The sequence below is a fragment of the Microcoleus sp. MON1_C5 genome (genome assembly GCF_036701875.1).
GTDB lineage: Bacteria > Cyanobacteriota > Cyanobacteriia > Cyanobacteriales > Microcoleaceae > Microcoleus.
Window position 1 is genome coordinate 1 of record NZ_JAUBRN010000009.1, and the last position, 18,180, is coordinate 18,180.

Below are 18,180 nucleotides of genomic sequence, written 5' to 3' on the forward strand. Positions count from 1 at the left end.
CATCAGTTGACGTGCCATAACTCATCACCTCTCAACATTATCTTTATTCTATGCAACTTCATGTAAAATTGGTATAACATCTTCCAAGCTAAAGGAGCCTAAAGCAGATTGAGAAGAAATGAGCCACCCTTTTTCGTAATTTTCTTTAACTGCCTTCAACTTTGACAGATGAGTCTCTAAATTCGTTTTAAGATTCGAGCCCGAGGATACTTCAATTAATGAGGTTCGCTGACTGCTAGTTAATGGGATAACTTGCTCTAGAAGTAACTTGTAGTTAGTCTGCCACTTTTCCCAATCATAATTTCCATCCAAGACATATCTGTCAGGCCCTTGTATAGGTGAATCATCGAAACTGATGACAAATATGCCAGGTGGTTGATCGAAACTGGGAGATCTGGGTTGAGAAAATTCTCCAGGTATGACTTTTATTGCTTTGTACATGGCCTCTCCCTCAGCTATAAGTTCATTAAACTGAGCAAGGTATCTCTTAAAATTGTTTGAAGTTAACATAATTAGGTTTCTGCTTCCATTAATTAATTTCTTGATTTAAGGGAAATCCCACACTCAACTCTAGCAAAAAATCGCGGATGCGATCGATTAAAGCTTTCTCTAATTCTCGCTATTGCGCTTCTAGGTCTAAAAAGTACGGCCCGCACTTGATATTGCACAATAGGTTCCTTAAGTTCTCGCAAAAAATCATGATAATCTTCAGCAATTGACGAACTATCCGCCAGAACCCCCCCTCTGCCGATTTTCCCGAATCATCGCCTCTAACTTGGCACTCTCGGCAAATTGCCTCTCCAACTTCGCCGTCAAATGCAGCATCTTCTCGTCCAAACCCTCCTCCTCCTCCTCCTTCGACTCCGCCCCCACATACCTCTCAGGAGTTAAAACCTAACACTTACTGTTTTGCTTTTTTGTGGCTTTTTGACTTCGCACAAGTGTTACAACTCTTCTGGAAAGTACATTTGCAGCAAATCTGCCCCGCCCTAACCAAACTGGCCTAACTTCTCCAGAACTTAGGTAAAAAGCACCTAAAGTATGATGCGAAACTCGGGCAAAACTCTTACTCTATAAATTCATCGGGCATTAAACCGATATCCACAACCGCCAAGATTTAGTGCCAAAAATTAAATCTTTCCGGCGAAAAGTTGCTATTTAATGAATAAGACTTTACAATCCAGCAAGGTAAATGAAACTCTCAATGAGCAGTGCTGCAAGCACTAACCCGAAATGGGTCGCAAGTGCCAAAAAGCAGCAAAAGCTACATTTTTTAACTCTTTCAACAGCAAAGCATTGGCAAAAAAACCAGGGATCGACGGTTGGCATCTTGGAACGAATGCTTTGCTCGCAATACTACAAATGTATCAAAACTTGTCAGCCAAATTTAGTCCTAACAGATGCCTAGCTGTAACTCTTGCTGCGTAAGGTTTCAGTTTCTAATTAGGCTCGTTTTATTGTCTTTAACTACTTGAGGATTCGATCGCATGATTTCGATTACTACTACTCAATCCGATGTGCTACCTTTGTCTTCGCCAACCGTAACGGCTGCAACCCAAACCAGCGTGGCTGCTGCAACTGGGGTCTGCGTGACGGTTCACGGTCACTTTTACCAGCCACCCCGGGAAAACCCTTACCTGGACGCGATCGAACGCCAAGCCAGCGCGTCTCCCTCCCATGACTGGAACGAACGCATTGACAAGGAGTGCTACCGCCCGAACGCCTTTGCCCGCATACTCAACGATCGCGGCGAAGTCGCGGGGATCGTCAACAACTACGAGTATATGAGCTTCAACATCGGCCCTACACTGATGAGCTGGCTGGAACGCTATGACCCGGAAGTATACCAGCGGATTCTGGAAGCCGATCGCAAAAGCTGTCAGCGGCTCAACGGTCACGGCAACGCGATCGCCCAAGTCTACAATCACATCATCATGCCCCTCGCTAACGAGCGAGACAAATACACCCAAATTCGCTGGGGGATCGCAGATTTTCGCTCCCGGTTCAATCGCGATCCCGAAGGAATGTGGCTCGCCGAAACCGCCGTAGACTACGCCACCCTCGAAGTTTTAGTCGCTGAAGGCATCCGCTTTATTGTCTTAGCCCCCTCCCAAGCAGAACGCTGCCGCCCGCTAATCGGGCAAAACCACGAAGGAGAACCAGCGGAAAATTCCGAATGGCACGAAGTCGGCGGCGGTCAAATCGATCCGACTCGCCCGTACCGCTGCTATTTGAAACCAGAAATGCGGTTGATGGCCGACCACCAACTCTCGCCGCTGAGCACTCACTATTTTGGCCGCCAGCACTCCCAAAATTCTGCAGCCCCACCTGCCAACACTCCCTACATTGATATCTTTTTTTACGACGGCCCGATCTCGCGGGATATGGGCTTCAATGACGTTCTCAGCAGCAGCCACCACTTGGCAGGTCGCTTGGGCCAAGCAGTACGGGGAGACCACCGCCCGGCTCAATTAATCTGCGTGGCGACGGACGGCGAAACTTTCGGCCACCACAAAAACAGTACCGAAAAATGCCTCGCCTACGCCTTCACAGAAGAGTTTCCCCGCCGAGGCTGGACGGTGACGAATTTTGCTCATTATTTAAGTCAAAATCCGAGCGCTTGGGAAGTGGAACTCAAACCCGTGACGGCATGGAGTTGCTCTCACGGGGTCGATCGCTGGCAAGATGATTGCGGCTGCGGTGGTGGCGGCGGATGGCACCTCAAATGGCGCCGCCCTCTGCGGGATACTCTCAATTGGCTGCGCGATCGGCTGATTCCGATTTATGAAGAAGCGGGGCGCAAGCTGTTGAGCGATCCCTGGAAAGCCAGAGATGAATATATTGAGGTCATCCGGGATCGATCGCCCGCTAACGTTGACAGTTTCCTTCAACGCCATCAAGTGCGCCAACTCGACGACGCCGAACAGGTAGACGCACTGCGACTGCTGGAAATGCAGCGCCACACCCTGTTAATGTTCACTAGCTGCGGCTGGTTTTTTGAAGAAATCTCGCGGCCAGAAGGCGTGCAAATTCTGCGCTACGCGGCCCGGGCGCTGGAATTGGCGGGCGAAGTTACCGGCATCCAGCTAGAAAAGGATTTTGTCGCTCAACTAGCCCTCGTACCCAGCAACGTTGACTGTTTTAAAACAGGGGCAGAAGTTTACCGCCAACTGGTGGTGACAGCCCAAATTAGTCTCAAACAAGTGGCCGCCCACTACGCGATCAGTTCTCTGTTTGCCAAATTTCCCCGCGAACAGCGAGTTTACTGCTATCAGGCCGAGCAGCAAGATTTCCAAATTCAGCGCATGGGCTCGATGACTCTGGCTGTGGGTCAATTGCAGTTAACCTCGGAAATTACGCGGGAAACAGAGATTTTTGTGTTTGCTGCGTTGCACCTCGGCGGCTGGGACTTCCACTGCTGCATTCAGCCTTTTGGCAGCCGCCGGTCTTACACTATGCTCAAAGAGCGGTTGTTTGGAGTTATGCAAGAAGCTTCGGCGGCCCACGCCATTCTGGAAATGGTGCGGCTGTTTGGGGATCAGTCCTTTAGCTTGCGGGATTTATTTGCTGAGGAACGCCACCGGATCGTGCAGTTGCTGAGTCAGGAAAACTTGACTCGCTTGGATCAGCTTTACACTCAGGTTTACCGCGAAAATTACGGGGTGATGATGGCGTTCCACCGCGACGAGTTGCAGGTGCCGGTAGAGTTGCAGGTTGCTGCTGAGGTGGCTTTGGGACACCGCTGTTTGACGGCGGCCAAGGCCCTGGAAGTGGAAACGGAGGATGTGGAACCGCTGCTGGCCGAAATTGAGGCGATCGCCACTGAAAGCGGCCATCTCCGCTGTCGGTTGAACGTTCCCGAAGTCAAGGAAATTTTGGAAAAGATGGTTTGGCGATCGCTTGAGGCGCTGCTGCAAGCAGGATCGGGCATGGAGGATCGCTCGCCTGTCCACTTAGAAGCTGATATCCGCACGATCGAGCGTTTGATTGCCGTGGGCGATCGGCTGAGTTTGGGTTTGTGTCTGGATCGATCGCAGGAACTGTATTTCAATTCTCTGTACACTCAAATTGTGCCTCTGTGTTTGGGCTGGCTGCAACTGCAAGATGTCTCGGCGGGCGACAGTGTGGTCGCTGCCGTTGCCTTGGGGATTGCAGGTTCCGGCGCCGGCTGGGACTTGTCTTCGATCCGGCAGTTGCTGGAGTTGGGTCAAACCTTGGCCGTTGATGTTGAGTGTTGGTTAAATCAGTTAAGTTGATCGTTTCTCGATTAAACCAAATCAATTCTCGCCCTTGAACATCCGCCCGATCGAGCTTTAAAGCTCGATCGGGCCTGCGGCTTCAACCGAGAATTATCAACATTTCGGCTGACGTGGATCGCTGCTGGGGATCGAAGCAGCGACAGGGAACCGCCAACTTTGTTTAAGTTTTCGCTCTACTTGTGGGAAGATAAAAAGACTGTCCCCAAAGCGTACAGGTGTTCTCCACTTGCGCGCTTTGTAGAGTTTGGAAGAAAGAACACTAAGTTTAAATTTATGAAAGTTGGCGATCGCGTTTGCATTAAAAACTCTGTTGTTGTCTACCACCACCCTGAAAATCGCAGTCAACCATTTGATATTAAGGGTATGGAAGGAGAAGTCGTGGCGATCGTTCACGAATGGCACGGCCGACCTGTCAGTGCTAATTGGCCGATTCTAGTACAATTTGACAAAAAATTTCGAGCTCACCTGAAAGAGGATGAGGTCGAATTGATATCTTCGGAAGTCTAGCTGTCTCCAAAGTAGAAGCCCGAGGTCAAAGACAATATCAAATCCGGTCAGTCGATTTTAGATTTTAGATTTTAGATTTTAGATTTACTCCACAGATGAATCTGGAATCTTGAACTAAGGTCTAAAATTTTGCGCTGGTCGCGACTCCTGTCGGAAAGCAAGTATCCGTTTTTGGGCGGGAGTCATATAGCTGTTGTACAGTTTGTAGTGAGGACTTCAGTTTTTTCTGTAGCTTTTAGTCGGTCAGCAGGGCTAAACTCCTTACTACAAACCATCTTTTTTATTTAACCCTTAATTTTTCGACCGTCCGCGGCTAAACCAACCGAAGATATTCAAATCTCCCTGCATTTTCTGCAATTCCTGCTGATGCTGCTTGGCTGTAGCGTAATACCACTGGCAGTGAAGTTCTAGTTCTTGACGGTACTTAATTTCCTCGTAAAACTCGCGGACAATTTGGTGTCTCTGAAAAATTTCGGCCGCGGGAGTCGGTTCTGGGGCAATGTTTTGCAACTCGTGGGGCAGCATGATTGTTTGGGGGCGACTGTGGCTAATATTTGCTGTAATGACTTTAAGCTAGCACACAGAATCAATTTTGGATTTGGCAAGTGACTTCACGGTTGAGACTACTTAAATTCTTCCATCCAAAATCCCAAATCTAAAATTTTGTAATTCTGTTAAAGCCATCCCCGCAGCCGATAAACGATTAAGCCGATGTATTCTTTCAAAGCTTTAGTTGACTGGTTTAACTGATAGGTGTCCGGCAATAAATCCAAGGCGACTGCTTGCCAATTGCTTTCTGATGCTGCGATATCCTGCTGCGTTATCTGGAAGTCTGTTGGTGCTGGAATGGCTGCTATGCCTTGCCGCTTGAAAATTAAGAGCGATCGAGTCATGTGCATCGCGGATGTCACTAGCAAAACCGGCCCTTTTATGCCTTTAGCATCTAAAATTTTCCGCACGTTGACGGCATTTTGATAAGTGTTGTGTGAATCGGGGTCTTGCAGAATTGCTGATGCCGGTACACCCATTGTTTGGGCAATTTCTGCCATGTCTGCCGATTCGGGAGGCCCGCCGCCTTTCCAATCTACTCTACCGCCGCTGAGAATTAGCAGGGAAGCTTTGCCTTGCTTGTAAAGTCGGGAACCGTAGATTATTCGATCGCCCGCTTCCGCTAATTCTACCCAAGGACGGGGAGGTAAAGCTGCTTTGACGCCGCCGCCCAAGACGATAATCGCTTCAGCTTGAGGGAGTTCGGCGGTTGGTAAGTTTTGCCATTCGAGCGATCGAACTAATGATTTTGAAACCCAACCGCTACTTCCGAGCAGTAAAATAATTAGAGCCGCAGCAATTGGCGCCGCCGCCAATTTGGGACGCTTCCAAAGTGTGATTAAAGCCGCCATCATTAACAGGCAACTCAACCCCAAAGGATAAATAAACAGCGGCAGGAGTTTCGACAGAAATACAAACATTCAGCAAGTAATTCAAATTGCTAGTTAGCGGTAATGGGTAATTGGTAATGGACTCTCGTTACTCGCTAATCTGTAATTAGTAATTTAGGTGGCGGGAGTTGTTAATTTTTAGTATTGAGTTTTGAATAGTGAACTCTTTAACTTAAAGCTTAAAACTCAATACTAAAAACTATTTTCGGTGCTAGCGACGATCCTCTGGCCCAGACAACCAGTCGAACAATGTAGGAGCTTCACGCCTAGAGGTTTTGGTATAGAATTTGCTCTCGGTTTCCACTACTTCTTTATTAAGGACAGCATCCGAGGTTTTATCCTTGGAACGCATATTCGGGTTGAGTAGTAGTTCGTTGTGCCACCAAGCGACAATTAAACCTGCTGCCACACCGCCAATGACACCAAGACCGAGACTCACGGGCAGGCTACATCCTACTAAGCGAAACCCAACGGTAAACAACACAAACCATATCAGCGCGGGGTTAAACCCCTTGGAGTCTCCGGTAAATTTTGGCATGAGCTGCAAGTTGTGTTTGTAATAACACAGAAAGATATTGACAATATTAGCAGACAATCAAATTCGCAAGGGCGATCGATCTGCAACTACTCTCCACAAATCAAGTTTAATTGTACCTCTAAGTCTTGCGCGGTATCTACAATGTTTACAGAAATTTGCTCTAATTCTGTACAATGTTCAAAAGCTGCTTGCTGCGAACTCAATAGTTCTGCCGTCGCGTCGGCAATATCGCCCCTGCGCTGTTGCAGTCGTTCTCGCAATACTTCAATTGGTGCGGTGCAGTAAATAATTTGTAGGGGCAAGCCGTGGGATTGAGCCCGATCAATCGCATCGGTTCTCAAGTTTTGGCGATCGAACTTTGCATCTAAAATCACATCCCAACCTCGGTCAGCCAGCACTCTCCCCAACTCTAACAATCTACCATAAGTCTGTGCCGTCATTTCATCCGAGTACAAATTTTGCCCCCCGCGTTCATTTAAAGGAATTCCGCCTAAATGCTTGCGAACAGCATCGGATCGAATGTGAATTGCCCCTGTACGGCGAGCCAAATATCGAGCCGCTGTACTCTTGCCAGAACCCGACAAACCAGACATCAAAGTTAACTTTCCCCGGCGCGGTTTTGTGTATTGCCAAGCCTGTTTATAGTAATGAGCGGCAGTCTGTGAAATCTCTGCTTTTTGGGCAGTTGAAATAGCGGCATCGTCCAACATTAACGAAGTTACTTTTGCTCTCACATAAGCTTGACGGCTCAAATACAGAGGCAACAGTTGCAGTCCTTCCCAATCTCCTGTTTGTTCGATGTAAGTATTGAGAAAAGCATTGCCTAAGTCTCTGCGCCCTCGCGATTCCAAATCCATTACTGTAAAAGCGACATCGTACATGACATCAACAAAGCGAAAAGGCTCGTTAAATTCAATGCAGTCGAACAGCAAGATTTTATCTTGCCATAATGCTATATTCCGCAAGTGCAAATCTCCGTGGCACTCGCGAATTTTATTCTTGACCATCCGCAGGTTAAATAACTCTTGATTGTCTGAAAAAAACGTATCAGTATAATCTTTAGTTTCCTGATATTGTGTCTTAGTCTGCGGCCCGCCGATATATTTTTGCGAAATCAGGTAATTTTTGTCTATTGCTGTGCGAATCTGACTGACTTCGCCAAATGTGCGAATGTAGCTATTACTAATTGCCGTGCTGTGAAAGTTGGCAACTTCCCGCCCTAAGTCTGCCATAAGTTGCTCGGTCAACAGTCCGCGTTCCAACAAACTGAGCAACAGCGAATCTTGAGGAAATTCCCGCATTTTCAGCACGTATTCTACAGCAAGTTCGGCAGAATTTATAGCAGGTAGCTTGCTGGAAAATTGAAACGACTCGCCTATTTGCACAATCGCCAAAACTTCCAGATAAATTTCGGCTGCTGTACGCTGGTTCATCAGCAATTCTTGATTGCAAAAATGCTGTCTTTTCTCCAAGGTTGAATAATCGAAAAAGCCAAAATCAACTGATTTCTTGATTTTGTAAACATAGTCTCCGGTGAGGAGAACAAAGGAGGCATGAGTCTGAATTAGCTGCACTGGTTCTGTCACCCCGTGCGGGTAAAACCCGGGCTGCAACATTTGCTGAATCAGAGGTGGGAGACAAGTCATAGCGATTTTAGATTTTGGATTTTAGATTGGGGATTGGGGATTTTGGATTTTGAATTTTAGATTTTAAGTTGGGGACTTTAGATTGGGAGTGGGGATGTTGACTTTAATCCGATTTATTATAGAGTTGATAGTTAGTGTAAAAAAAAGCAGCGATGACAGAAAATAATCAAGAATCTGGTTCAGTGGACGTGTTTGGCGTGGGAAATGCCCTGGTAGACATCCTAGCATTGGTGGAAGATGAATTTGTACTCGCTCACGGGCTTAATCGCGGCGGGATGACGCTGATGGATTCGGAAACGCAGGGGGGGATTTTGCACGATTTAGAGCACAATTCGCTGCAAATGCGATCGGGCGGTTCGGCGGCAAATACGATGATTGGTTTGGCTCAGAGTGGCGGTAAAGGCTATTATTCGGGGAAGGTTGCTAAGGATACTAACGGCGAATTTTATCGGCAAGATTTGCTGGCGGCGGGGATTGATTTTAACGTGCATCCTGCTGAGTCGTCGAAGGAACCCACTGGTACTTGTGTTGTGCTGACTACGCCGGATGCGGAACGCACGATGTGTACTAATTTGGGTGTTTCTACTACTCTGGCTGCGACTGATATTGATGTCGATCGCCTGAGTCACTGCAAGTACAGTTATGTTGAGGGTTATCTTTGGGATGCTCCCGATCCGAGAAAGGCTAGCATTGAGACGATGGAACAGTCTAAGCGTCTGGGTGTGAAGGTTGCTTTTACTTTTTCGGATGGCTTTTTAGTCGATCGCTTTGCTGATGATTTTCACAAGGTGGTTTCGGAATATTGCGATGTAATTTTTTGCAATGCTGATGAAGTTCGGAGCTTTTTTAAGGAGGAATCTCTGGAAGAGTGCGCTCGGAAAATGAGCGAGATTTCGGATTTGGCTTTTATCACTAATGGGGATAAAGGCTGCATGGTGGTGGAGAACAAACAGATTGTTGATGTGGCTGGATTTCCGGTAAAGGCGATCGATACTGTGGGTGCTGGCGATGCTTTTGCGGGCGGTGTTTTGTTTGGAATTACTAATGGTTTGAGTTCTGTACAAGCGGCTCGTTGGGGCAATTTCTTGGCTTCTAGGGTGGTGCAGATTCACGGGCCTCGGCTTGAGGGTTCTCAGGCTCATCTTTTGAGTGAGGTGATTTCTGGTTAGGAATTGAAATGGGCGATCGCACTTTTTGTCGTAAGGGCGATCGCACTTTTTTGCACCGCAGATGAAGGCGGATGAACGGGGATGAACGCAGATGGGAGAAGGGTAATTTATATGTATCAAAAAAATTGATAGAGTTTTCTCAGCAAGATGAGGTACAATCACAGCAGTCAGTAAACCAATTCCCAATATTTTCTGATGTAACTTCATTTAAGGCAAAGTTAATCGCTTTTCATAACTCTTGAAAATTAGTCGTCTTGATAAAACGGAGAATATTTTTAAGTTTTGACCGTAAATTTTCACGGTTGTGAGAAATCCGGCGAATAGGGCGACAAATATATTAATTTTGCCCCTGGGTTTTTGATGGCTTTTTCTATTTATTCTCCGGTATGAATAGTACAATTATCCATCACTACACAAACCGCTTTCCATGATTTTGGTACGAGCTTTCGGATGATAATAGCCTCAAATGTCATTGCATCGGTTGTACCTGTTAAATTGACTGATGTTAGGGCTTCATTAACCGATATGGCTCCAATTATTGAGACATTATCAGAGGAATTAGCGGAAATGGGCGATCGCTATTTAGGACATCCCAAAGCGTTACAACTCATTACAGCCTTGATTCGAGATGATACCGAGTTTCAGGGAAATGTCGGGCTTTTTCTGCACCAGAGAGACTGGTTGCTGATTCGAGATATTGAAAGAGCGATCGATGAAATGATAGCCCGTCTCAGCGACGGCGAGCAAACTTGTCTCAGCCGAATTTCTGTCTATCAAACTTCAGAATATCCCCTATCTTTTGCAGGGATTAGCGCTCAAATGCCAGAAGTTAGCAAGTATGAACTTAAATAAAATATTATTCAGGCACTCAAGCGCCGACAATTGCTATATTACGATCGCCACTTTAAATCCTATCAGTTGCACCCGCTAGTCCGAGAAAAGGGCGAGTACCTACTAAGTCAAAACCCTAAAAATTTCCGTACCGCCCACAGCCAAGCCTATCACTATTATATCAGCATTCCCCTCAAAACTAAATCGGAATGGCAAGATATCGAGGATATTAAGCCCCTAATCAGAGCGCACTATCATGCTTCTCAAGCAGGAGATTTAGATGCGGCCAATGCGATTATTTCTGAAGTCTATGAGTATTTGCGGCAGTGGAATTGTGCAGAGTTAGTATGTGCAAATCTACAGTTGCCATTGTTAACGGAAGTAAAAAACATTAGCCTTTAAGAGGCGGGCAAGATGCCCACCCCACAAGAAACTTGATGTGCTGTGGAACGGGCATCTTGCCCGTTTTATTATTAATCAGGGCGGGAAAGATGCCCACCTCACAAGAAACTTGATGTGCTGTGGGGTGGGCATCTTGCCCGTTTCTATAAGTCAGGGCGGGCAAGATGCCCACCCCACAAGAAACTTGATGTATTGACTTCAACTACTAGAATAAATTCCTCTTTCTTGCAGTTGCTGCATAAAAAACTCTTCCAAACTCGGCTTAGCCAAATTCATCCCAATTAGCTGCCCTCCCGTACCGCTCAGACTAGAAAGAAACTCCTTCGGATCGCCCTGCAAATGACCGTACCACAAATCATTATCAACTTCCATATCCGGTATCCATTTTTTCAGGATATTCAAGTGGCCGCCCCTACCTTCAACCCGGTAAGTTTCAGTATTACCTAGGATTTCGTCGATCGCACCAATGCAGATTAATTCACCCTTCGCCAAAATAGCCACTCGATCGCAAATCTTCTCCACATCAGACAATATATGCGAATTAAAAAAAATTGTTTTTCCTTGATTTTTCAGCGATAAAATTATCTCCCGCATCTGATAACGTCCCATCGGATCTAAACCCGACATCGGCTCATCCAAAAATACCACATCTGGATTGTTAATCAAAGCTTGAGCCATGCCGATCCGTTGCAGCATTCCCTTAGAATACTGGCGCAACTGTTTTTTAATTGCCGCCGATTTAGATAGCCCAACTAAGTCTAGCAAATTCGGAATTCGCTGTCGCTGAATTGAGGGGGGAATTTCAAACAAGCCCGCCGCAAATTGCAAGAATTCCCAGCCGGTGAGATAATCGTAAAAATAGGGATTTTCTGGCAAATAGCCGACTCGCTGCTTCACGGTGCGATCGCCCAAAGGCCTCCCCAACAGCAGCGCCCTGCCAGAAGTCGGCCGTACTATACCCAGCAAAGTTTTCAGCAGCGTAGTTTTCCCCGCTCCATTTTGCCCTAACAACCCGAAAGTTTCCCCCTCAGAAACAGTCAGAGTGCAATTTTTGAGCGATTCAATTTTTTCATTCATCCAGAAGCCAGTACGGTAGAACTTCCCCAGATTAAATGTTTCCACCACTGGGGTAGCTCCGGGCATCTCGGTGAAAGTTGGCGCATCTATAAGAGGTTCCATTTTTGTCAGAGAAATAACTAGCACCTGATTATATTCTATTGCATAACTTCAGTAATAATTGCTGTTTTTAATGTTAAACTAATATTAGCTGTACTTAAAATTGGCAGAATATGGATCGTTCAAAAATTATTGCTATTATCACTGGGGTGATTTCTATAATTTTAGCAGTTGCCTACCTGCTGCTCGTCACCCTCCTCGACTTCCGAGGCGAAATGCTGCCCGCACCTCAAAGTCAGTTGCCAGTCTCCATGCCACTTCAGCAATTAGGCACTGCCAACCCGACTTTGCGAGTACATTAGTTATTGGTTATTGGTTATTGGTTATTAATCATTGCAATAAAAACTAACAATTAACAACCAAGAACTGCCAACTAACAACTAACAACTAACTAATACACATGAATGGCTTTCATCATGTGATATGCAACTAGCAACTGCGTCAAAGCTAGCGGGTAACTTTGCAAAACTTCGCCAGTTGTGCCGATCAGTTTGCCAATTTCCGGGTTGCCTTGGGCGGTGCAAAATCCCCGCAGGTGGGGCAACTCACTGCACAAAAGCATTTCTAGTTCGTTTACTTGCTCGCTGGTAGCGTGGGAGTCTACTTCCAAAACGTCAACAGGTTTGCCCATATCCCGATCGAGTCCCAAGCGAATTGCAGGTTGAAAACTCTCGCTGCCTCGACCTAAAATTTCAGTAAAATCAGGGTGAGGAATTGTCGGTCTGAGCACTAAACGGACGCTCAAATCCGATTGATTGTCCGCTTCTGGCGGGTAAAAACTAACTACAACGTCGGCCGATTTGCGCTGAGGGCGAATGAAGTCTTCAGAGTCCGGTTCCCGTTTTTTTATTTCTGCAAGCACCTGTTCTTCAGTATAGCCGCGCTTCATAATATCGCGCTTAACTTTCCACTGAGTTCGCAACTCTTCGGGAGGAGCAAGATACACTTTTACGTCGTAAGAATCGCGGATTGTTCGAGTTGCGTAACCCAGCAAACCTTCAACTATGACAAATTTGCTGGGCTTGATGTATTCCGGTGGGTCGAATGTACCTGTCGTGTGGTTGTAGATGGGTTTGAGAATTGCTTGTCCGGTACGAAGCAGGCTGAGGTGCTGCTGCATGATGTCGAGGTAATTGCAGTCGGGATGCAATGCTGTGATTCCGATTTCGGCCCGCTGCTTTCTGTCGTAGCGGTGATAGTCGTCAGTGCAAATCACCGTGACATTTTCTGGCCCCAATACTTGGGCAATTCCCCGCGTGAGGGTGGTTTTGCCCGCTGCGCTATCTCCGACAATACCGAGAATAATTGGTCGATCGCTCATTGTTTTTACCCGGACGCACAATAGCAAATTTTGTTGTGAATCTTCAATTTTATCAAAATTGTGTTCCATCCGATCGCTCGGTTTGACTTGATCCCCCCCGGAGTCTCTGCCCTGTGTAAAATTTTTGTAAAACTTCTTAATAAAATTCAACAAAGCATACTCAGGGAACATCTCATTGAACGATCGTAATTACCCAATTCTCAATTCCCTGTTTGCCCAATTCCCAAGGCCCCATTACCACTCATCCTTTCGTTTGTTGCTGTGGGTTTCCCAATCGTCGTCTTGCGGCCGCTGATACAAAGGTTCTGGTTCTATTTCTGATTCCAATTCGGCTGACATTTCTAATTCTGGTTCCGATTCCTGCTGATAAATATTCAGAGGTTCGACAACGCGGGCGATCGCATCTTTGACAAATGCTTTGACAAACTCGTCTTTCCGATTTAACTGAAACTGCCTTTGCACGACTTCGGTGATGCCGCCGTCGCCCCAATCTTGGTCATGGCGGAAATATTCAATAAAACTTTTACCGGCAATTCTGGTTAAATAAGCCGCACTGACTGCTTGAATTGCTTTGCCCAGTACAAACCCCGCTACGCTTAACTGCAGCGCCCTTGACACTACTTGAATTACGCCTTCAACTATTCCCAAACTTGCTAGGGTTTTTGCTAGAGACAATGCCAATTCTTTCGCGCGATCGATATTTAATTCGCAGCCGTAAATCTTGGCAATTTCTACTACCATTTGAGCGTTCACTGCTGCTGTCGCTAACAAATCCACAACTGGCAAAGGCGTTACGGCAATTACTCCGGCTCCGATCCACTGAAATCGCTCTACTGCCTTATCAGCTTGCCGCCTTCTTTGAGCATCAATTAACTTGCGCGCTTGGTCTCCCAAGTGCTGAGATTGCAGCAAAATATTGTCCGCAATTAAGTCTTCGCCTTCAGCTCGCAAAATCGCAGCGACGCGCCGAATTAATGGCATAATATCCGGGTCTGGCTGAAAAATTGTGCCGTCTTCTAGTACAACTTTTTGCGGATTGGCGCTAATGGCTACTACATCCATTGCTGATACAAAACCTTTGACTCGCTGCCGCAGCCGATCGAGAATTTCATCTCTGTCGGTGTCGGGATAAAGGTCAACTTTATTAAAAACCACGATCGACCTTTTGCCAATTTCCGCCAAAGTCCGCAGCGGTTCGTACTCAGATTTTCGCAAATCGCCGTCCAAAACAAATAAGATCAAATCTGCCCTCGCCGCCAACTGCCTCGCCAATTCCTCTCTGTAAGTCCCCGCAACTCCCGCTTCCAAGATACCTGGGGTATCAGTAATTGCTAATTCTCGATCGATTCCTTTCAATTTCAGAGTGTAAGTTTCGCCAACTTCGGTAGTTCCCATCGGCGCGCCCACCTGTCCCGCCATCCGCCCCACCAGCGCATTCACAGCGGAAGTTTTGCCCGCAGAACCGGTGCCGAAAACAACCACTCGAACGCTGCCCCTAGCCATGCTAGCTTCAATTTCGCGAGCTCTCAACAGCAAAGCTTGCCGCGCTACTTCATCTTGAATGCGATCGACTTGTTGCCTGATTGCTTTGAGATTTTCCGAAGCTGCTTCACTTTTGACAACAGGAACCTTCGGAGTAATCGGCCGTTTTCCCTTAACTTTCTGAGGGCGTTGCAGCAGCCTAAAATAGTAAACCAGCGCAAAAATTAGGGTTCCCAAAAGTACAATTATCAGGAAAATCAGCAAATTAGCCAGCAGCGGAGAAGCAGACCACGCAACTTGACTGTAAAGCCCTGTTAAGGAACTCACCAGCCCAATAATCAGCCCCAGGGCGAGGCAGAAAGCAGCAATTAAGGTTAACAGGCGCGGCAAAGGCATGAGGGGAGTGGCAAATAAAAGGGTTATGCTTTGATTTTTACATTACCAAAAATAATGGGTTTAAAGCCCCGCCCTTCTAGGACGGCTTTCTTTAACGGTGGTATACTTACGCTAGTTATGTCAGCGTAAGTATGCTTGTTTTTGAGGCAAAACTAGAGGGACTTGCACAGCAGTACGAGCGGCTCGATGAAGCCATTCGTACTGCTCGCTTTGTCCGCAATAGCTGCCTTAGATACTGGTTGGACAACTTGGGGATTGGCAAGTACGAGTTGAGCGCCTATTGCGCTGTTCTCGCCAAAAAGTTCCCGTTCGCTGGCAAACTTAACTCCCAAGCTCGACAAGCTTCGGCTTCGCGGGCTTGGAGTTCTATCGCTCGGTTTTATGACAACTGCAAAAAAAGCAAGCCAGGGAAGAAAGGCTTCCCACGCTTTAAGAAGCATCAAACACATGGCTCTGTTGAATATAAAACAACGGGCTGGAATTTGTCGTTCGATAGACGAACTATCACCTTCACTGATGGGTTTGAAGCAGGAAGCTTCAAGATGTGGGGAACTCGTGACCTTCACTTCTACCAGTTGAAGCAGATTAAGCGAGTGCGTGTTGTTCGTAGAGCTGATGGGTACTACGTTCAGTTTTGCCTTGACCAAGAACGGGTAGAGAAGAGACAGCCAACGGGTAAGACCCTGGGACTGGATGTTGGATTGACTCACTTCTACACCGATTCGGACGGTCAGACAATCGAGAACCCCCGTCATCTGAGAAAGTCCGAGAAAGCGATAAAGCGTCTTAGTCGTAAACTTTCTCGCACGACCAAAGGGTCGAAAAACAGAGTCAAAGCGAGAAATCGCCTGAGTCGAAAGCACCTCAAGGTAAGTAGGCAGCGTAAAGATTTTGCCGTGAAGTTAGCAAGATGCGTCATCCAGTCTAACGACCTGGTTGCCTATGAGGACTTGCAGGTGCGTAACATGGTTAGAAACAGACAACTGTCAAAGTCTATATCTGATGCTGCGTGGTCGGCTTTCCGTCAATGGTTAGAATATTTTGGCAAGGTGTTTGGTGTGGTAACGGTTGCCGTACCACCGCACTACACTTCTCAAAACTGTTCCAACTGTGGGGAAGTCATCAAGAAGTCTTTGAGTCAAAGAACACATCGCTGTCACCATTGTGGTTTTGTAATAGACCGAGACTGGAATGCAGCAATTAACATACTTGAGTTAGCACTCCGTACCGTGGGGCACACGGGAACGTTAAACGCCTCTGAAGACATCGACCTCTGCATTGGTGAGGCAACTCCTCAATGTAAGTCGAGTCGTGGAAAGAGGAAGCCCAAGAAGTGATTCTTGGAATCCTGCGGTACGGCCGGGGAGGATGTCAAGCCGATAGTCATCAGTCATTGCAAATCTAAAACCTAAAATCTAAAATGGCGAAGCGCCCGATCGTACTGCGCGAACCCGCAAATCCCGATTCTGTCGCACTGCGGGCGCGATTTGCGGGGTTTTAGTGGTAGCGGGTGCAGATGGAGTGCGATCGGGCCCGAGTCTGCAATTGTAGCTTGCACGAGAACTAAGTAAGTCGGTGGGAAAATTCGCTACCAGTATGTAACAAAAGATTAAGTAGGGCGGTTCGAGTTAAATTTAATAGGTTGTGTAAGTTTGTGTACGATTTTTTCTTTACCTTCTACCCCATGAATTACTGCAGAAGCAAGCTATAATTTGGAGCCAAATATTTGCCCTGCTAGTTCATCTTTTTTGATGTGTTGCCGCTCCCATGCAAAGCAAACTTATTCGTTCTCATTATCGATAAAGATGCCACCGGACTTGATATAAAAACTCATGCTAATTGCCCACAATCGGCAGAGTGAGATGTACCGTTGTTTCCTTTTGATAGATACTGGTAATTGAGAACTCTCCTCCTGCCAGTTCGACTATTTTCTGGACAATTTTTAAGCCGATACCAGTACCCTGTTGCTCATACTTCTTGCGCTCAAACTGCATGAAGGCACCAATTTTAGCAATTTGCTCTTCTGTCATGCCCTGCCCCGAGTCTTGTACAGATAAATGCAGCATCTCCCCTACGACTTGACTGCTAACTTTAATGGTTGTCTCTGGTGCGGAGAATTTCAGTGCATTATCAATTAATTCACGGAGCATCGTTGATAGATATCGCTCTGATAGAGCAATCTCCGCTTCCTCAAGACTGAACAACAGATCGTTGCTACGGTTGACCTTCTGAGCCTGATATTTCAACTCGGCTTCAATGGCGGAAGCTGAAAATTGAGTCCGGGCAGATTCGATCTTGTGCTGTTGACTTGCGGATAGTTCTAATCCTAAATAAATCAGGAATTTTTTCGTTAATGTTTCTAGGCGACGGGCAGAGTCATGTGCCCAGCCTAAGAGCTCACGGATTTCGGCGATCTCAATGTCTCCGATCTCGTCCTTGAGCCACCCGATCGTGCCTAAGATGCCATTGAGGGGCGTATTCAGTTCGTGGGATAGAGTAGAAGCTAAGTTGCCACGCAGCTCATTGAGGGTGCTTTCCAAGAGATTGATGGTATTTTCTTGGATGTGGTATAAGTTCTGGATATTATCATACTGTTGCTTGATTCTGAGCATTGAATGCACGCGAGCACGCAGTTCAATAGCATTTACAGGTTTACTGATGAAGTCGTCGGCTCCGGCAGTTAGACAGTTGGCAAGGTCTGATTTTGAGCTTAATGCTGTCACCATAATGATGGGAACGGCTTGCCATTTTGACATGGCTTTGATTTGCCCACAAATCTCGATGCCGTCTATTCCCGGCATCATCACATCCAGCAAAATAAGATCCGGATCAAATAGGTCGAGGGATGCGATCGCCTCTTGCCCGCTGGCAGCGTAATGCAATTGATAATCCTGCTCTGATAACAGGGTTTCAATCACATCAAAGTTATCCGGCTCATCATCAACAATTAAGAGAGAGAATTGAGACATAATTGCCACCCTTTCAATAATGTAAAAATTTTTATTAGTTGATGT

The 18,180-nt window shown here is 46.6% G+C and carries 17 protein-coding genes; 6 read left to right on the forward strand and 11 right to left on the reverse strand.

The window, feature by feature from the left end:
- Positions 1–48: 48 nt before the first annotated feature.
- Positions 49–510, reverse strand: coding sequence for a hypothetical protein (locus tag QUA71_RS06415; RefSeq protein ID WP_333283413.1), 462 nt, complete (start codon positions 508–510; stop codon positions 49–51).
- 213 nt (positions 511–723) lie between these two features.
- The gene (locus tag QUA71_RS06420; protein WP_333283414.1) at positions 724–873 is read right to left on the reverse strand and encodes a hypothetical protein; all 150 of its coding nucleotides are present in this window, start codon (positions 871–873) and stop codon (positions 724–726) included.
- Positions 874–1,487: 614 nt separating this feature from the next.
- Between QUA71_RS06420 and QUA71_RS06425 the strand changes: the two genes are divergently transcribed.
- A complete protein-coding gene (locus QUA71_RS06425) occupies positions 1,488–4,256 on the forward strand; it encodes a DUF3536 domain-containing protein (RefSeq protein ID WP_333283416.1) in 2,769 nt (922 codons plus the stop codon).
- 276 nt (positions 4,257–4,532) lie between these two features.
- On the forward strand, positions 4,533–4,766 hold the full coding sequence (locus QUA71_RS06430; RefSeq protein ID WP_006635793.1) for a ferredoxin-thioredoxin reductase variable chain: 234 nt from the start codon (positions 4,533–4,535) through the stop codon (positions 4,764–4,766).
- A 291-nt stretch (positions 4,767–5,057) separates the two neighbouring features.
- Here the strand turns inward: QUA71_RS06430 and QUA71_RS06435 are convergent, their stop codons facing one another.
- The 4 genes from QUA71_RS06435 to QUA71_RS06450 form a co-directional block, all read right to left on the reverse strand.
- Positions 5,058–5,291: a hypothetical protein gene (locus tag QUA71_RS06435; RefSeq protein WP_190661358.1), complete on the reverse strand. Its 234-nt coding sequence runs from the start codon at positions 5,289–5,291 to the stop codon at positions 5,058–5,060.
- A gap of 149 nt (positions 5,292–5,440) precedes the next feature.
- The gene (locus tag QUA71_RS06440; protein ID WP_333283418.1) at positions 5,441–6,235 is read right to left on the reverse strand and encodes a YdcF family protein; all 795 of its coding nucleotides are present in this window, start codon (positions 6,233–6,235) and stop codon (positions 5,441–5,443) included.
- A gap of 181 nt (positions 6,236–6,416) precedes the next feature.
- Positions 6,417–6,800 carry a hypothetical protein gene (locus tag QUA71_RS06445; RefSeq protein WP_333283420.1) on the reverse strand — a complete coding sequence of 128 codons (384 nt, stop codon included), beginning with the start codon at positions 6,798–6,800 and terminating at the stop codon, positions 6,417–6,419.
- 29 nt (positions 6,801–6,829) lie between these two features.
- Positions 6,830–8,389 carry an AAA family ATPase gene (locus tag QUA71_RS06450; protein ID WP_333283422.1) on the reverse strand — a complete coding sequence of 520 codons (1,560 nt, stop codon included), beginning with the start codon at positions 8,387–8,389 and terminating at the stop codon, positions 6,830–6,832.
- 152 nt (positions 8,390–8,541) lie between these two features.
- Between QUA71_RS06450 and QUA71_RS06455 the strand changes: the two genes are divergently transcribed.
- Positions 8,542–9,558 (forward strand): adenosine kinase, encoded by a 1,017-nt coding sequence (locus QUA71_RS06455; RefSeq protein ID WP_333283424.1) that lies wholly within the window; start codon positions 8,542–8,544, stop codon positions 9,556–9,558.
- Positions 9,559–9,932: 374 nt separating this feature from the next.
- Here QUA71_RS06455 and QUA71_RS29205 read toward each other — a convergent pair whose 3' ends face one another.
- Positions 9,933–10,085 (reverse strand): hypothetical protein, encoded by a 153-nt coding sequence (locus QUA71_RS29205; RefSeq protein ID WP_445243758.1) that lies wholly within the window; start codon positions 10,083–10,085, stop codon positions 9,933–9,935.
- A 355-nt stretch (positions 10,086–10,440) separates the two neighbouring features.
- Between QUA71_RS29205 and QUA71_RS06465 the strand changes: the two genes are divergently transcribed.
- Positions 10,441–10,791 (forward strand): hypothetical protein, encoded by a 351-nt coding sequence (locus QUA71_RS06465; RefSeq protein ID WP_333283428.1) that lies wholly within the window; start codon positions 10,441–10,443, stop codon positions 10,789–10,791.
- 198 nt (positions 10,792–10,989) lie between these two features.
- Here QUA71_RS06465 and QUA71_RS06470 read toward each other — a convergent pair whose 3' ends face one another.
- On the reverse strand, positions 10,990–11,970 hold the full coding sequence (locus QUA71_RS06470) for an ABC transporter ATP-binding protein (protein WP_190661350.1): 981 nt from the start codon (positions 11,968–11,970) through the stop codon (positions 10,990–10,992).
- Positions 11,971–12,080: 110 nt separating this feature from the next.
- Here QUA71_RS06470 and QUA71_RS06475 point away from each other — a divergent pair, with 110 nt between their 5' ends.
- Positions 12,081–12,269: a hypothetical protein gene (locus tag QUA71_RS06475; protein WP_333283429.1), complete on the forward strand. Its 189-nt coding sequence runs from the start codon at positions 12,081–12,083 to the stop codon at positions 12,267–12,269.
- Between the two features lie 89 nt (positions 12,270–12,358).
- On the opposite strand, the gene QUA71_RS06480 is transcribed toward QUA71_RS06475, so the two are convergent.
- Positions 12,359–13,288, reverse strand: a complete 930-nt coding sequence (locus tag QUA71_RS06480) for a phosphoribulokinase (RefSeq protein ID WP_333139879.1) — start codon at positions 13,286–13,288, stop codon at positions 12,359–12,361.
- 234 nt (positions 13,289–13,522) lie between these two features.
- Positions 13,523–15,166 (reverse strand): GTP-binding protein, encoded by a 1,644-nt coding sequence (locus QUA71_RS06485; RefSeq protein WP_333283431.1) that lies wholly within the window; start codon positions 15,164–15,166, stop codon positions 13,523–13,525.
- 131 nt (positions 15,167–15,297) lie between these two features.
- Between QUA71_RS06485 and QUA71_RS06490 the strand changes: the two genes are divergently transcribed.
- Positions 15,298–16,503: a transposase gene (locus QUA71_RS06490; protein ID WP_333283432.1), complete on the forward strand. Its 1,206-nt coding sequence runs from the start codon at positions 15,298–15,300 to the stop codon at positions 16,501–16,503.
- Positions 16,504–17,001: 498 nt separating this feature from the next.
- Here QUA71_RS06490 and QUA71_RS06495 read toward each other — a convergent pair whose 3' ends face one another.
- Positions 17,002–18,135: a hybrid sensor histidine kinase/response regulator gene (locus tag QUA71_RS06495; RefSeq protein ID WP_445243759.1), complete on the reverse strand. Its 1,134-nt coding sequence runs from the start codon at positions 18,133–18,135 to the stop codon at positions 17,002–17,004.
- Between the last annotated feature and the right edge of the window lie 45 nt (positions 18,136–18,180).

What these genes read in the sequence shown, in the direction of transcription:
- QUA71_RS06415 (WP_333283413.1), bottom strand. Translation starts at nt 510, where the DNA reads ATGTTAACTTCAAACAATTTTAAGAGATACCTTGCTCAGTTTAATGAA.
- QUA71_RS06425 (WP_333283416.1), top strand. Translation starts at nt 1,488, where the DNA reads ATGATTTCGATTACTACTACTCAATCCGATGTGCTACCTTTGTCTTCG.
- QUA71_RS06430 (WP_006635793.1), top strand. Translation starts at nt 4,533, where the DNA reads ATGAAAGTTGGCGATCGCGTTTGCATTAAAAACTCTGTTGTTGTCTAC.
- QUA71_RS06435 (WP_190661358.1), bottom strand. Translation starts at nt 5,291, where the DNA reads ATGCTGCCCCACGAGTTGCAAAACATTGCCCCAGAACCGACTCCCGCG.
- QUA71_RS06440 (WP_333283418.1), bottom strand. Translation starts at nt 6,235, where the DNA reads ATGTTTGTATTTCTGTCGAAACTCCTGCCGCTGTTTATTTATCCTTTG.
- QUA71_RS06450 (WP_333283422.1), bottom strand. Translation starts at nt 8,389, where the DNA reads ATGACTTGTCTCCCACCTCTGATTCAGCAAATGTTGCAGCCCGGGTTT.
- QUA71_RS06455 (WP_333283424.1), top strand. Translation starts at nt 8,542, where the DNA reads ATGACAGAAAATAATCAAGAATCTGGTTCAGTGGACGTGTTTGGCGTG.
- QUA71_RS06470 (WP_190661350.1), bottom strand. Translation starts at nt 11,970, where the DNA reads ATGGAACCTCTTATAGATGCGCCAACTTTCACCGAGATGCCCGGAGCT.
- QUA71_RS06475 (WP_333283429.1), top strand. Translation starts at nt 12,081, where the DNA reads ATGGATCGTTCAAAAATTATTGCTATTATCACTGGGGTGATTTCTATA.
- QUA71_RS06480 (WP_333139879.1), bottom strand. Translation starts at nt 13,288, where the DNA reads ATGAGCGATCGACCAATTATTCTCGGTATTGTCGGAGATAGCGCAGCG.
- QUA71_RS06485 (WP_333283431.1), bottom strand. Translation starts at nt 15,166, where the DNA reads ATGCCTTTGCCGCGCCTGTTAACCTTAATTGCTGCTTTCTGCCTCGCC.
- QUA71_RS06490 (WP_333283432.1), top strand. Translation starts at nt 15,298, where the DNA reads ATGCTTGTTTTTGAGGCAAAACTAGAGGGACTTGCACAGCAGTACGAG.
- QUA71_RS06495 (WP_445243759.1), bottom strand. Translation starts at nt 18,135, where the DNA reads ATGTCTCAATTCTCTCTCTTAATTGTTGATGATGAGCCGGATAACTTT.